This window comes from Streptomyces sp. 4F14, assembly GCF_048159485.1.
In the GTDB taxonomy this organism is placed as follows: domain Bacteria; phylum Actinomycetota; class Actinomycetes; order Streptomycetales; family Streptomycetaceae; genus Streptomyces.
Map to the genome: position 1 here is coordinate 1 of NZ_JBLRVY010000437.1, position 308 is coordinate 308.

Below are 308 nucleotides of genomic sequence, written 5' to 3' on the forward strand. Positions count from 1 at the left end.
GACTCCGAGTCTGGAGGAGACGCTGTTCGAGTCTCATCCGGCGGCGGTGGTGACGGGGACGTTGCGTCGGGGTGAGGGCGAATCCGGGCAGTTGTTGGCTGCTGTGGCCCGGTTGCACACCCACGGTGTTCCGGTGGACTGGTCCGCGATAGTGGGCCAGGGGGCGGTGGTGGATCTGCCGACGTACGCCTTCCAGCGGGAGCGGTACTGGCCGGAGTCGGTGGGTGAGCCGGTGGTGGGTGGGGTGGATGACGAGTTGTGGTCGGTGGTGGAGGGGGCGGATGTGGGGTTGTTGTCGGCTGAGTTGG

The 308-nt window shown here is 67.5% G+C and carries 1 protein-coding gene; it reads left to right on the forward strand.

The features are described 5' to 3' along the window. Positions 1-308, forward strand: a 308-nt coding sequence (locus tag ACLZOT_RS51480) for a hypothetical protein (RefSeq protein WP_416976176.1), incomplete at both ends; no start/stop codon positions are given.